Consider the following 14,215-nt stretch of genomic DNA (forward strand, 5'->3'; position numbering starts at 1 on the left):
AACTAGGGTATGGCTACAAGTTGTACCGTTTCCCGGGTGATTTGTTTAAGGAGCACCTTTTTGTCTTTCTCCAGCGCTGCCACTGCTTTCTCATCAAAATGTCTTATGGTGTAAAGAGATACGCCGGTGTTGTAATTTACCCTGAACGTTGCCTTTAAATGGCTTAACAACTTTTCTAAATTATTAAATTTATTATCAATACAAACCGAAAAACTAATGGCCGAATTCTGAATGAGATCAACTTTTATTTGATATTTATGGAATAAGCTAAAGATCTCACTAATATTTTTTTCCAGAATAAAAGAGAAATCCAGGGAAGATAAGGAAATGAGTACCTGATCCTTTTTGACTATGAAACAAGGGATCTTCGGAAGAATGGGCTGTCCTTTCTTTACTGCAGTTCCGGGATTTGAAGGATTCAGAAATGACTTCACAAATAGCGGGATCTCTTTTCTCTGCAAAGGCTGAAGCGTCTTTGGATGAATTACAGAAGCGCCGTAAAATGCTAGTTCAATAGCCTCTTCATAGGAAATATGTTCCAATAGCTGCGGATTTTCAAAAACCCGGGGATCTGCGTTGAGTACGCCGGGGACATCTTTCCAGATGGTGACATTTTCAGCATTGAGGCAGTAGGCGAATATTCCGGCAGTATAATCACTTCCTTCCCGTCCCAGGGTGGTGGAGAAATTGTTTTCATCTGCTCCAATAAAGCCTTGTGTTACCGTAAGATTTTCCCGGTTCACCTGCGAAAGGATCTGGGCCTGGGTTTCTTTCCACTGTACCTGGGCGTCCCGAAAGGTGCTGTCGGTGCGTATGCAGGTCCTGGCGTCGAGCAGGTTATTGTTTATTCCGCAGAAAGAGAGATACTCGCTCACGATCGTGGTAGAAAGAAGTTCGCCGTAGATCACTACCTGGTCGTATACAAAGTCATAATTGGTGGAGCGGTTATATTGCAGAAAATTCTCAAGTTCTCTAAACAATTCACGAACTTCTCCAAAAGCCGGATGGTCCTTATTTCCAAACAGGCCTGAGAGGATCGCATTGTGATACTCCTTCACTGGTTGAAGCGCTTCTCCAATATTGCCTTTTTCAAGGTATTTCTTTACAACGATCTCCATGGCATTGGTGGTTTTACCCATGGCCGAGATCACGATCAACTTTTCTTTTACACCTTCACTTTGTAGCACCTTCAAAACGTTTTGTACTCCGCCGGAATCTTTTACAGATGCCCCTCCAAACTTGAATACTTTCATACGCCGGTGTCAACATATTTTGTGATTCCCTTCTCATCCATCTGCACAGTGTACCAGTCTTTAAGTATGGTGGCTCCGCTGCGCTCATAAAAATCAATAGCATGTTGATTCCAGTCAAGAACCACCCATTCTACTCTTTTAAGACCTTGTTCCTTGGCATATGCTATAACTTTTTTATATAGGGCATTACCTAACCCCGTTCCGCGTTTTTTCTCCCGTACAATGAGATCCTCAAGGTGCAGGGTACGGCCTTTCCAGGTAGAGAAACGGTAATACACAAGAGCCATACCTTCAATTTGTCCTTCAACTTCAGCTACAAAAACATGAAACAGCGGGTTGGTTCCAAAGCCTTCCTTTTCAAGAGTTTCCACTGTGGTGATCACGGCATCGGGTTCCTTTTCAAAGACTGCAAGTTCTTTAATAAGCTCCAGTACTGCAGGCATGTCCTCTTTTCTTGCGTCACGAATTTTAGTGTCCATAGTGTCATTTTAACGACAAAAATAGAGATTTGATTTTAAGATTAGTTTACGAAAACGTTGTAGTTCTTTAAATTAATTTGCTTTAGTTTTGTCCGGTAAAGCATACTTAAAACTTCAATGGTCAAGAAAAATCAGACGTTAGGTGAGTTTATTATTGAAAATCAGGCAGAATTTCCTTTCTCATCAGGAGAACTTTCAAGATTAATTAACTCCATCAGGCTTGCTGCCAAGGTGGTAAATCATGAAGTGAATAAAGCCGGACTCGTGGATATCACCGGGGCAGTAGGAGAAACCAATGTTCAGGGAGAAGATCAGCAGAAACTTGATGTTTATGCCAATGAAAAGTTCATCCAAACCCTCACCAACAGAGAAATAGTTTGTGGGATCGCTTCCGAAGAAATGGAAGATTTCATCACTATTGCCGGTCAAAACGGTGATCACAAGAACAAATATGTGGTGTTAATGGATCCCCTGGATGGAAGCTCTAATATTGACGTCAATGTTTCTGTGGGAACTATATTTTCAATTTACAGAAGAGTCAGCCCAATTGGAACGCCGGTACAGATCGAAGATTTCCTTCAACCGGGTAATAAACAGGTGGCTGCCGGCTATGTGGTTTACGGGACTTCCACCATGCTGGTTTATACCACAGGCCATGGGGTGAATGGTTTTACGCTCAACCCGGCACTGGGTTCCTGGTACCTTTCCCATCCCTATATGCAGTTTCCCGAAACGGGAAGTATTTACTCGGTAAACGAGGGGAATTATGTGCATTTCCCACGGGGAGTGAAGAACTACATTAAATATTGCCAGGAGGAAAAAGAAGACCGGCCATATACTTCCCGGTATATTGGTTCCCTGGTTTCAGATTTTCACCGAAACATGATCAAAGGCGGTATTTATTTTTATCCCACCACTGCCAGTGCTCCACAAGGTAAATTAAGGCTGCTGTATGAGTGTAATCCCATGGCGTTTATCGCAGAACAAGCCGGCGGAAAAGCTTCAGATGGCTTTAGGAGAATTATGGATATAGAACCCGATGAATTGCATCAACGGGCACCCTTTTTCTGCGGTAGCAGAGACATGGTTGAAAAGGCCGAAGAGTTCATGGCTAAAGACCCCAAATAACCAGGTGTCAAAAAGGGCATTTCAATTATAAATTTTTAGAATAAAATAGTCTTGTTTCTTGGCTCTTGCAGCGAAGCGATCTTATTTTTCTCTCTTAAGCAGGTAACGATAATCTTCAAAACTCATTCCGCCAAAGATCTCTATAGAGCGTTTTATAATGTCTTCAGAAACTTTTTTAAAAAAACCGAGACCTATTGCATATTTTCTAAGCAACTCTTCCTCTTCCTTGTCAAGTTCATGATCGGAATAAATGATCCTAAAGAGGTCATATAATCGTTCGAGTCTTCCTTCCACCGAATTGTTGGGATGAATGGGGAAAGAATTGGGATTTTTAAGAACCTTGAGGTATTCGTCTTCTTCAATATCCAATTTTACCGCAAACTTCTTCAATTGAGCTTCCTCTCGTTCGTTAATTGGTCCATCGGCGGCGGCAAGATTAACAATAGCGGCAAAATGTCCAAGATTTCTAAGGTGTTCCCCTGTTCCAAAAAGGTCTGAGAATGACATAGTTCAATATTTTTAATCAAATATAGCAAATTGCCCAGTATTTTCATTTGGTTTTGGGGGTTTCCCCCGCCTTGGAGCGGTGGCCGCGCTTTCCGCTCATAGTCCCTCGCCTTTTAATGCTTCGGGAGCTCTCCGCTGCAATCGCTAACCCTTTAAAAATGGCATTTTCAGTTCTAATTTTTTCCTAATGCCACAGCTGGCTTGCACAAATATTCCTAACTTGAAATTATGCCACTCAAAAAAGAGAAAAAACCACTGCTTTGTTTTGATGACAAAGGGATCTACTGTGAACCTGCGGGAGTTTATCTGGATCCCTGGAAACCTGTCGATAAAGCCATTATCACCCACGGCCATGCCGATCATTCCCGGTGGGGGCATAAGCAGTATATCACCCACCACACCAATGTTCCAATAATAAAACATCGTCTTGGCGAAATTGAGGTTTCCGGTAAGGAATACGGTGAAACTTTTACTATAAACAACGTCAAATTTTCCCTTTTTCCCGCTGGTCATATTATTGGGTCTTCACAAGTGAGGGTTGAACACAAAGGAGAGGTTTGGGTTTTTAGCGGAGATTATAAAACTGAAGACGACGGAATTTCCGTCCCCTTCGAACCGGTAAAATGCCACGCTTTCATTACCGAATGCACCTTTGGATTACCCGCTTTCAAGTGGCTTCCACAGGTGCAGGTCATGAATGACATCAACAGCTGGTGGCAACAAAATCAATCTGAAGGTAAGAATTCCATCCTTTTCGGCTACTCTCTCGGAAAGGCGCAGCGCCTTTTAAAATTTTTGGATACTTCCATTGGCAGCATCTTTACCCACGGTGCCATTGAAAATATGACCGAAGTGGTGCGGCCCTTTGCAGATCTTCCTGAAACCACGAGAATAACAAGAGAAACAAAAAAAGAAGAAATTAAAGGCGGAGTAGTATTGGCGCCACCCAGCGCCCACGGCAGTACCTGGATCCGAAAAATGGTGCCGTTTGAAACCGGAATGGCGAGTGGTTGGATGGCCTTTAGAGGTGCCCGTCGTCGCAGGGCCGTAGATGGGGGCTTTGTATTATCCGATCATTCCGACTGGCAGGGGCTTTTATCATCCATTAAAGCTACGGGTTGCGAAAGAGTGATCTGCACCCATGGATATTCAGAAATTTTCTCCCGCTTCCTCAACGAAAATGGCTACGACGCCCGCACCGCCGAAACCCAGTATGAAGGAGAACTGGCAGAGATGAATCCAAAATCAGAGGATAAAGATGAAGACAATTAATAAGTGGACAGTGGTCAGTATTCAGTGGGTAGAAAAAATGTAATAAATGGAAAAGTCCAATTAACTAATCACCAATAACTAATAACCCCTTCCGGGGAGGGTCAGATGGAAGAATTCGCAGCACTAATAAGAGAACTGGACAGCACCAACAAAACCACGGTGAAGGTGGCGGCTTTGACACGCTATTTCCAGCGGGTGCCCAACAAGGATAAGGTGTGGGCAATTGCAATTCTTTCTCACCGCCGTCCGCCGCGTCCGGTGAACACAACTTTGCTGCGGACATTTGCTGCTGAACTGGCTAATATCCCGTTGTGGCTTTTTGAAGAATCCTATCATATCGTTGGAGATCTTGCAGAAACTATTGCGCTGGTGATTCCGCCTGCCGAAGAATCCAGTGAAAAAAGCTTAACTCAATACCTGGAGGAGATCATCGACTTGAAAGCGGCCACCGAAGCCGATAAAAAAGAATATCTGCATGAGAACTGGGCCGCTTTAAATTATTACGAGCGATTCGTTTTCACAAAGCTCATCACCGGCAGTTTCCGGATTGGGGTGAGTCAGAAATTAATGACCCGCGCCCTCTCAAAAGCTACAGACATTGATGAAGATGTTTTGGCCTATAAACTGATGGGCGACTGGGATCCTCAGAAAATTACCTTTCAAAAGCTAATTTTAGAGGAGAATGAAGAGGATTTTCTTTCTAAACCTTATCCGTTTTACCTGGCTTATGCCATTGAAGGGGAACCCGGCGACCTCGGAGATCCCGCTGACTGGTCGGCCGAGCATAAATGGGATGGGATTAGATCTCAGGTGGTGATTCGAAATCGGGAGATCTTTGTGTGGAGCAGAGGAGAAGAACTGGTTACAGATAAATATCCGGAATTTTCAGCCTTTTTGGAAGTCATTCCCGACGGAACGGTAATAGACGGAGAGATCCTTCCATTTCCCGATGGTGATATCGGAACTTTTAATGACTTGCAAACCCGAATCGGTCGAAAAACAGTTTCCAAAGCCCTGCTAAATAAAACACCGGTGATCCTCAAAGCTTATGACGTTTTAGAGTGGGAAGGAAAAGACATTCGGACTTTGCCTTTTTTGGAGCGGAGGAAGATTCTGGAGAAGTTACATGCGACGATAGCAACTGAGGATCTTCCTTTTCACCTTTCTGAAACTATCACATTCAGTAACTGGAAAGAAGCCACTGCCGAAAGGGAGCGGGCACGGGAGGTGAAGAGTGAAGGTTTAATGCTCAAGCGCTGGGATTCTCCTTATCTCGTGGGACGGAAGAAAGGAGACTGGTGGAAATGGAAAGTAGAACCATTGACTGTAGATGCCGTCCTCACCTACGCCATGCGCGGTCACGGCCGCCGCTCAAATCTTTTTACAGATTACACTTTCGCTCTGTGGCAGGATGATGAACTGGTGACTTTTGCTAAAGCCTACTCCGGACTTACAGATGCCGAATTCCGGCAGGTCGATGCATGGATCAAGAAAAATACGCTGGAGCGTTTTGGTCCGGTCCGTTTCGTCAAACAGGAACTTGTTTTTGAAATAGCTTTCGAAGGAATAGCCGAGTCCAGCAGACACAAAAGCGGTGTCGCCACCCGCTTTCCCAGAATTCTAAGGTGGAGAAAAGACAAAAAGATTGAAGAAGCGAACACAATAGAAGAATTAAAGCAGTTGATCCCGAAGTAACCACCCCGTCCTGCGGACACCCCTCCTTGAAAAGGAGGTGAGCTTTTGCGCTTCTGCTAGCAGAAGCTGTAAATTACTGGATCTGAAAAAATATCATTTGAAGTAAAATTTTAAATAGTAGTACAAATAGCTCCTTCCCTTGCTAAGGGAAGGTGGATCCGCCGCAAGGCGGAGACGGAAGGGTCCCAACGGCTGCTTCAAAATTATTACACAGTTAAAATGAAACGCAGAATCCACAACAGAAAACGGCTCGAACCATACCGCAAAAAGCTCCGCCACCACGGAACTACTGCTGAGGCTTATCTGTGGAAGCATTTACAGCAAAAGAAGCTGGATGGAAGGAAATTTAGGAGGCAACATAGTGTCTTAAATTTTATTGTGGATTTTTACTGCGCTGAGGAAAGGCTGGTAATTGAACTCGACGGACTTTATCACATGAATCCAACAAATGAAGAAAAAGATGCCCTAAGAACAAGGAAATTGGAAGAGTTGAATTTGAAGGTGATCAGGTTTGAGAACAGAACAGTTTTTGAAAATCTAGATTGGGTGCTGGAGGAGATAAAGAGGCATTTCGGGAGCGGACCACCCCGTCTCCGCTCCCGCGGATCCACCCCTTTTTGAAAAGCAGGGGAGCTTTTGGAACAGCTTTGCTGTTCCCATTAACTAACTGGGTTTAGAAAATTATAAGGTAGAGTATAATTTCAAATAGTAGCACAAATAGCTCCTTCCCTTGCGAAGGGAAGGTGGATCCGGCGAATAGCCGGAGACGGAAGGGTTCCATGGGAACACGGAATCACTCATTGAAGAAAAAATATTAATAGAACTAAAAATCAAAAATGCGTATCCCGCCGCAGGCGAAAGACAGAAGCACATTAGTGAATCAAAAACAACTCATAAAACTCGCCAACGACTGGTTCAAATCCCGGTCCTGGAAATCCTTTGCTTTTCAAAAGGATTCCTGGAAGGCATTTTTGGATGGTAAGCACGGACTCCTAAATGCGCCCACCGGAAGCGGAAAAACCTACGCCCTCTGGATTCCCATCGTGTTAGATTACCTCAGACAAAACCCGGATTATAAAACCAAACATAAACCGGGCTTAAAAGCTATCTGGATCACGCCGCTGCGCGCGCTTTCTGTGGAGATCGAGCAGGCGGCCAACAGGTTTGCTCAGGATCTGGGAAGCCAATTGACGGTAGGCATCCGCACCGGAGATACCTCTCAAAAATTACGTGCCGCTCAGAAAAAGCAAATGCCGGATCTCCTTATTACCACGCCGGAGAGTCTGCAGCTGTTGTTGTCCTCCAAGGGCTATGAGAAAACTTTTAAAGATCTGAATGCCATAGTCATTGATGAATGGCACGAGCTGCTGGGAACAAAACGCGGAGTGCAGATCGAGCTGGCACTTTCCCGACTCAAAACTGTGGCTCCAAAAATGAAGATCTGGGGGATCTCTGCTACCATTGGTAATTTGCAGGAGGCACGGGAGGTGTTATTGGGCCCGGGATCGAAAGCTTTTGAAAATTCTGTTCTGATCAGGGCAGATATTAAGAAGAAGATTACCGTAAAATCAATTATTCCGGAAAAAATGGAAACTTTTCCGTGGCGCGGGCATCTCGGATTACATCTAATTGATGAGGTGGTGCCTATCATCCGGAAGTCGAGAACGACGCTGCTCTTTACCAATACCCGTTCTCAGTGCGAGATCTGGTTTCAGCGGATACTTCAAAAATATCCCGAGTTTGCCGGGGAGCTGGCCATGCACCACGGCAGTATCAATAAAGAGACAAGGCTGTGGGTAGAGCAGGCGATCAGGGATGAGCAGCTAAAGGCCGTGGTAGCAACCTCCAGTCTGGATCTCGGGGTGGATTTCGCTCCGGTGGAGACGATCATCCAGATCGGCGGACCCAAAGGAGTAGCAAGATTTCTTCAGCGGGCGGGACGAAGTGGCCACCAGCCGGGAAAGGAGAGTGTGATCTACTTTTTGCCCACGCACGCCATGGAACTTATTGAAGCTTCAGCTTTGCAAAAGGCGGTGAAAAATACTGTAGTCGAAGATCGAATTCCGTATCTGAACTCTTTCGATGTGTTGGTTCAGTATTTAACGACTCTTGCAGTTTCCGACGGTTTCTTTCCGAAGGAGATCTGGCCAGAAGTGAAATCAACCTTTTGCTATCAGGCGCTTTCCGAAGCCCAGTGGGAGTGGCTGCTTAACTTCATCACTCAGGGGAGTCAGACGTTGCAGGCTTATGATGAATACAAAAAGGTGGGAATTGAAGAAAATGGACTCTTTAAAGTAAACAATCGCGCAGTTGCAATGCGACATCGACTGCAGATAGGAACGATCGTGAGTGATGCGGTACTGGCGGTGAAATATCTTGGTGGCGGTTACATTGGTACTATTGAAGAATGGTTTATTTCGAAATTGAATCCGGGGGATGTATTTACTTTTGCCGGAAAGAACCTGGAGCTGTACCAGATCAAGAACATGCAGGTGATCGTAAGAAAGTCGAACGTAAAGAATTCCCGTTTCCCCAGCTGGGCAGGCGGTAGAATGAGCTTTTCGGCACAAATGAGTGAGCTGCTTCGGGAGGAGATGTTTACAGCTTCAGAACAGGAATTCGAGAATTCTTCTATTGAACTCCAAGCTCTTTCTCACACTTTTGAAAGGCAGAAGAAAGAGTCGATCATTCCGAAGAAGGACGAATTCCTTATTGAAACTTTTAAAACCAGGGAGGGTTATCACGCCATTTTTTATCCTTTTGAAGGTCGTTTTGTGCATGAAGCTTTTTCGAGTCTGCTCGCCTACAGGATCAGTTTGCTGTCGCCCATCACTTTTTCCCTCGCCTTTAATGACTACGGTTTTGAATTACTTTCCGATCAGGAGATTGATATGCAGCAGGTGTTCGACAACGACCTGTTTTCTGCGGAATACCTGATGGACGATCTTCAGAAGAGTTTGAATGCTACCGAAATGGCCCGCCGGAAATTCCGTGACATTGCCGTAATTGCCGGAATGGTGTTTACTGGATTTCCGAATAAAATGATCAAAACAAAGCATTTGCAGTCGAATTCACAGTTGTTATTCAGTGTTTTCAGGGATTACGAGCCGGACAATTTATTGTTTCAGCAGGCGTTTAGGGAAACATTCGAACATCAATTGGAAGAAGGAAGGTTAAGGTTGGCCATGGAGCGCATTTCGGAACAGAAATTGGTTTGGAAACAATGCAAAAAACCCACACCTTTCGCCTTCCCTATCATCACCGACAGGATGCGGGAGAAATTATCTTCAGAAAAACTGGAGGACCGAATCAAAAAAATGATGGCTCAATGGGGTGACCTGTAGCTTCAAAAAATGACAAAAACACTTACTCTTAATAATCAGAATTTTATTTTACATCCATCAGGCGCCATGTTCTGGGAGGAGGAAAGTATGTTGGTGATAAGCGATGTGCACCTGGGAAAGGTGTCGCATTTCCGGAAATTTGGCAGTGCTGTGCCGCAGCAGGCAGTGAAAGGCAACTTCCAAAAAATGGACGCTGTAATCGCATTTTTCAAACCTCAGAATATTGTCTTTTTGGGAGACCTATTTCACAGCACGCTCAACAAGGAATGGCTGATCTTCGCCACCTGGCTGGAAAAGATCTCTGCTGAAGTGACTTTAGTAGAGGGAAATCACGACATCATTTCTCCGCTGAAATATGATGCCCTGGGAGTAAAAGTCACACCCGAGATTATAATGCACAATTTCCTCTTCACCCACCATCCCGAAGAAAGAGCCGGATTTTTCAACTTTTCGGGACATATACATCCGGGAGTGAAAATCCACGGTTTGGGCCGACAACAACTGAAGCTTTCCTGCTTTTTCAAGTCAAAAGATCAATTGATCCTGCCTGCTTTCGGCGAGTTCACTGGCAAACATATTCTTATTCCGCAGGGGGATGATGAGGTGTATGTGGTGACAAATGAGGAGGTGATTTGTTTGAATGATTGAAATAGAGCCAAGAAACAAGAGCCTAGAGCCAAGACTTTTTATTCTTAACCTAAATTTCACACAAAGACCACAAAGATCTAAAAGAAGAGCACGAAGAGATCTGCGAACATCAGCGAAATCTGCGGGAAATGAAAAAGAGGATACAGCCATAAGAGGCTTCGACCTTTCGGCTGCGCCGGCTCAGCCTGACAGGATCTTAAGAATATTATTGAATTCTTGCCAAGAAACTCATAACTCATAACTCCTAACTCCTAACTGTCACTTTAACTTTCCCTTAATTCCTCCTGCCTCACCCAAAACCTTTTATCTCCTTATCTTTGCACCAAATTTTTAATTTTTGAGTAAATCTTCTATTGCCCAAAGCTTTGCACAGTCGGCTCAACAGCTTGAACTGGGGAAAGCCCTTGTCCTGCCTCGAAATAATGTTCAGCTGAAAGGCCTTGTGGGGTCGGCACTTTCCTTTGTGGTGGCCAATGCTTTTGAAGAGGCTGAAAAGCCTTTTCTGCTGATCTTCAATGACAAGGAAGAAGCTGCCTATTATCTCAATGACCTCGAGCAGCTATTGGGTGATAAGAATGTGCTTTTTTATCCCGGAAGTTATCGCCGACCTTACCAATTGGAGGAAACTGATAACGCCAATGTACTGCTGCGGGCAGAGGTGCTCAACCGCATCAACTCCCGGAAAAAGCCAGCCATAATAATAACCTATCCCGATGCCCTTTTTGAGAAGGTAGTCACACGGAAGGAACTGGAGAAAAATACCCTGAAGATCAAGGTCGGTGACGAACTCTCCATCGACTTTGTGAACGAGGTGATGTTCGAGTACAAGTTCAAAAGAGGGGATTTTGTGACCGAGCCCGGTGAGTTTTCAGTCCGCGGTGGAATCCTGGATGTTTTTTCTTTCAGTAATGATGAGCCTTACAGGATCGAGTTCTTTGGCGATGAGGTGGAGAGCATTAGGACCTTTGATGTGGAGACCCAGCTGTCCACAGATCAGGTGAAGAAGATCACGGTGATCCCAAATGTGGAGCACAAGCGGCTTCAGGAGGTGCGGGAGAGTTTTCTGAAGTACATTTCAGATAAGACAGTGATCTTTAGTCAGGATCCGTCGCTGATGTTTGACAGGATCGACAAGCTTTTCAGCAAAGCCGAAGAAGCTTTCAAGAATCTTTCCGAAGAAATAAAGCACAACGAGCCCGAAGAATTGTTCTGTAATTCAGCACTTTTGAAGGAGCAGATGCAGGAGTATTCGCTGGTGGTCACCAATTCCCACCAGACCCTGAAACAAGTTCAGGGTGAAGGCGAGGTTCAGGATATAGAATTCAAAACTAAACCCCAGCCTTCCTTCAACAAGAATTTCGAGTTGCTTATTCAGAATTTGCGGGAGAACTCCGAGGACGGTTATACCAACTATATTTTCTGCGTAAGCGAGCAGCAGGCCAAGCGTTTCCATGACATTTTTGACGATATGGAGGGGGAGGTGAAGTATAAGACCGTCGTGCTTTCCATGTATCAGGGATTTATTGATGATACTTCAAAGATGGTTTGCTATACAGATCACCAGATCTTTGAGCGTTATCACAAGTTCCACCTTAAGGACGGCTACGCTAAGAAGCAGGCGATCACGCTAAAAGAACTGACGAATCTGGAAGTCGGCGATTATGTGACGCATATCGACCACGGAATAGGGAAATTCGGCGGACTTCAAAAGATCGATGTCGAGGGTAAGAAACAGGAGGCGATCAAACTGATCTACGGGGAACGCGATATCCTGTACCTAAGCATTCATTCGCTGCACAAGATCTCCAAATACAATGGCAAGGACGGGAAGCCGCCCAAGATCTATAAACTGGGCAGTAACGCCTGGAAGAACCTGAAACAAAAGACCAAGGCACGGGTAAAACATATTGCCTTTAACCTGATAGAACTATACGCCAAACGCAGGCTGCAGAAAGGCTTTGCTTACGGGCCTGATTCTTACCTGCAGCACGAGCTCGAGGCCTCCTTCCTTTATGAAGACACGCCCGATCAAAGTACCGCAACTGCCGATGTCAAAGCCGACATGGAAAACGAACGACCAATGGACCGCCTCGTGTGTGGGGATGTAGGCTTCGGAAAGACGGAAGTTGCTATAAGAGCAGCTTTTAAAGCAGTAGACAATGGAAAACAAGTGGCAGTGCTGGTGCCCACAACCATTCTGGCATTTCAGCATTATAAGACCTTTACCGAGCGCCTGAAGGATTTTCCGGTGACTGTCGATTACCTGAACCGTTTCAGAACGGCCAAAGAAAGAAGAACTACGTTGGAAGAGCTGGAGAACGGAAAAGTGGATATTGTCATTGGAACCCATCAGCTGGTGAACAAGGCGGTGAAATTCAAGGATCTCGGACTCCTGGTGGTGGATGAGGAGCAGAAATTCGGAGTAGCGGTAAAGGATAAACTGAAGACTATTAAAGAAAATGTCGACACCTTGACATTGACGGCAACGCCGATTCCGCGTACGTTGCAGTTCAGTTTAATGGCTGCCAGGGATCTTTCCACCATTACCACTGCGCCGCCCAACCGTTACCCGATAGAATCTCACGTGATAAGATTTTCAGAAGAGACCATTCGCGACGCGATCTCCTATGAGATCCAGCGGGGTGGGCAGGTTTTTTTCATTCATAACCGGGTGGAGAATATTAAAGAAGTTGCAGGCATGATACAGCGACTGGTGCCCGATGCGAAGATCGGGATAGGCCACGGGCAAATGGAAGGGAAGAAGCTGGAGCAGCTCATGCTGAGGTTTATGAACGGGGAATTCGACGTGCTCGTTTCTACCACGATCGTGGAAAGCGGACTCGATGTACCAAACGCAAACACCATTTTCATCAACAACGCGAATAACTTCGGACTCTCAGATCTGCACCAGATGCGGGGACGTGTCGGCCGAAGCAACAAAAAGGCATTTTGTTATTTTATCACGCCTCCATATTCGGCCATGACAGATGATGCCCGCAAGCGAATTACTGCTTTGGAGCAGTTCAGTGAACTCGGCAGCGGATTCAACATTGCCATGAAGGATCTGGAAATTCGGGGTGCAGGTGACCTTTTAGGAGGGGAACAAAGTGGATTTATTAACGAAATTGGTTTTGACACTTACCAAAAGATCCTTAATGAAGCTATAGAGGAACTGAAGGAAAACGAATTCAGGGATTTATATGAAGGAAAGGACACAGAGGATAAGGATTATGTGAAGGACACGCAGATCGACACCGACTTCGAGTTGTTGTTCCCGGATGATTACATCAACAACATTTCAGAAAGGCTGAACCTTTACACTCAGCTCAACAACCTGAAAACCGAAGAAGAGCTTCAGAAATTTGAAGCCGAACTGGTAGACAGGTTCGGGGAATTACCTGCCGAGGCTGAAGATCTTCTGAACAGCGTACGTATCAAATGGATCGCTTCGAAGATTGGACTGGAGAAAATCGTGATGAAGCAGGGAAAACTGATTGGCTATTTTATTGCCGATCAGCAGTCACGTTTCTACCAGAGCAAAGCTTTTACAAGAGTACTGCAATATGTGCAAACGCATCCACATAGCTGCACCATGAAGGAAAAGAAGACCCGCAGCGGGTTGAGGTTGTTACTAACTTTTGAAAGAGTAAATTCCGTAGATAAGGCTCTTAAAGTGCTGCAGCCATTAGATGTGAAGGCGGTGGTGGAAGCCCCCTAACCCCCTGAGGGGGAAATTTGAATTTTAAATACTGGAAATCGTGCAGATCTCACAGGTTTTCGAAACCTCTACAAGATCTTTTTTGATCTTGTAGATTTTTTTCATTTAGCCGTGAATTTTGCCGAAAACCCGGCAGCCCAACCCTTTCAGGGTTCCAAACCCTGAAAGGGT

The 14,215-nt window shown here is 45.1% G+C and carries 10 protein-coding genes; 7 read left to right on the forward strand and 3 right to left on the reverse strand.

What is annotated here, in order from left to right; genetic code table 11:
- Window positions 1–2 precede the first annotated feature (2 nt).
- Both H148_RS0108860 and H148_RS0108865 read right to left on the reverse strand, forming a co-directional pair.
- Window positions 3–1,253, reverse strand: coding sequence for an aspartate kinase (locus H148_RS0108860; RefSeq protein WP_029034487.1), 1,251 nt, complete (start codon window positions 1,251–1,253; stop codon window positions 3–5).
- The gene (locus tag H148_RS0108865) at window positions 1,250–1,732 is read right to left on the reverse strand and encodes a GNAT family N-acetyltransferase (RefSeq protein WP_029034488.1); all 483 of its coding nucleotides are present in this window, start codon (window positions 1,730–1,732) and stop codon (window positions 1,250–1,252) included. The genes H148_RS0108860 and H148_RS0108865 overlap by 4 nt, the downstream gene beginning before the upstream one ends.
- 117 nt (window positions 1,733–1,849) lie before the next feature.
- On the opposite strand from H148_RS0108865, the gene fbp reads away from it, so the two are divergent.
- Entirely contained in the window at window positions 1,850–2,860 is a 1,011-nt protein-coding gene (fbp, locus tag H148_RS0108870; protein WP_029034489.1) for a class 1 fructose-bisphosphatase, read from the forward strand.
- Window positions 2,861–2,941: 81 nt separating this feature from the next.
- Here the strand turns inward: fbp and H148_RS0108875 are convergent, their stop codons facing one another.
- On the reverse strand, window positions 2,942–3,367 hold the full coding sequence (locus H148_RS0108875) for a hypothetical protein (RefSeq protein ID WP_029034490.1): 426 nt from the start codon (window positions 3,365–3,367) through the stop codon (window positions 2,942–2,944).
- Window positions 3,368–3,595: 228 nt separating this feature from the next.
- On the opposite strand from H148_RS0108875, the gene H148_RS0108880 reads away from it, so the two are divergent.
- From H148_RS0108880 to mfd, 6 genes are all read left to right on the forward strand, one after another.
- On the forward strand, window positions 3,596–4,639 hold the full coding sequence (locus H148_RS0108880; RefSeq protein WP_029034491.1) for a ligase-associated DNA damage response exonuclease: 1,044 nt from the start codon (window positions 3,596–3,598) through the stop codon (window positions 4,637–4,639).
- 105 nt (window positions 4,640–4,744) lie between these two features.
- Window positions 4,745–6,334, forward strand: a complete 1,590-nt coding sequence (locus H148_RS0108885; RefSeq protein ID WP_029034492.1) for an ATP-dependent DNA ligase — start codon at window positions 4,745–4,747, stop codon at window positions 6,332–6,334.
- A gap of 219 nt (window positions 6,335–6,553) precedes the next feature.
- Complete coding sequence (locus H148_RS17550) at window positions 6,554–6,955, forward strand: endonuclease domain-containing protein (RefSeq protein WP_051286323.1); 402 nt, start codon at window positions 6,554–6,556, stop codon at window positions 6,953–6,955.
- A gap of 215 nt (window positions 6,956–7,170) precedes the next feature.
- A complete protein-coding gene (locus H148_RS0108895; RefSeq protein ID WP_425414073.1) occupies window positions 7,171–9,678 on the forward strand; it encodes a ligase-associated DNA damage response DEXH box helicase in 2,508 nt (835 codons plus the stop codon).
- Between the two features lie 9 nt (window positions 9,679–9,687).
- Entirely contained in the window at window positions 9,688–10,326 is a 639-nt protein-coding gene (gene pdeM / locus H148_RS0108900; RefSeq protein WP_029034494.1) for a ligase-associated DNA damage response endonuclease PdeM, read from the forward strand.
- 337 nt (window positions 10,327–10,663) lie between these two features.
- Entirely contained in the window at window positions 10,664–14,044 is a 3,381-nt protein-coding gene (gene mfd / locus H148_RS0108910; RefSeq protein ID WP_029034496.1) for a transcription-repair coupling factor, read from the forward strand.
- The last annotated feature ends 171 nt before the right edge of the window (window positions 14,045–14,215 follow it).

This window comes from Salinimicrobium terrae DSM 17865 (assembly GCF_000424665.1).
Lineage (GTDB): Bacteria > Bacteroidota > Bacteroidia > Flavobacteriales > Flavobacteriaceae > Salinimicrobium > Salinimicrobium terrae.

Coding starts and splice junctions, on each gene's coding strand:
- H148_RS0108860 (WP_029034487.1), bottom strand. CDS start 1,253: ATGAAAGTATTCAAGTTTGGAGGGGCATCTGTAAAAGATTCCGGCGGA.
- H148_RS0108865 (WP_029034488.1), bottom strand. CDS start 1,732: ATGGACACTAAAATTCGTGACGCAAGAAAAGAGGACATGCCTGCAGTA.
- fbp (WP_029034489.1), top strand. CDS start 1,850: ATGGTCAAGAAAAATCAGACGTTAGGTGAGTTTATTATTGAAAATCAG.
- H148_RS0108875 (WP_029034490.1), bottom strand. CDS start 3,367: ATGTCATTCTCAGACCTTTTTGGAACAGGGGAACACCTTAGAAATCTT.
- H148_RS0108880 (WP_029034491.1), top strand. CDS start 3,596: ATGCCACTCAAAAAAGAGAAAAAACCACTGCTTTGTTTTGATGACAAA.
- H148_RS0108885 (WP_029034492.1), top strand. CDS start 4,745: ATGGAAGAATTCGCAGCACTAATAAGAGAACTGGACAGCACCAACAAA.
- H148_RS17550 (WP_051286323.1), top strand. CDS start 6,554: ATGAAACGCAGAATCCACAACAGAAAACGGCTCGAACCATACCGCAAA.
- H148_RS0108895 (WP_425414073.1), top strand. CDS start 7,171: ATGCGTATCCCGCCGCAGGCGAAAGACAGAAGCACATTAGTGAATCAA.
- pdeM (WP_029034494.1), top strand. CDS start 9,688: ATGACAAAAACACTTACTCTTAATAATCAGAATTTTATTTTACATCCA.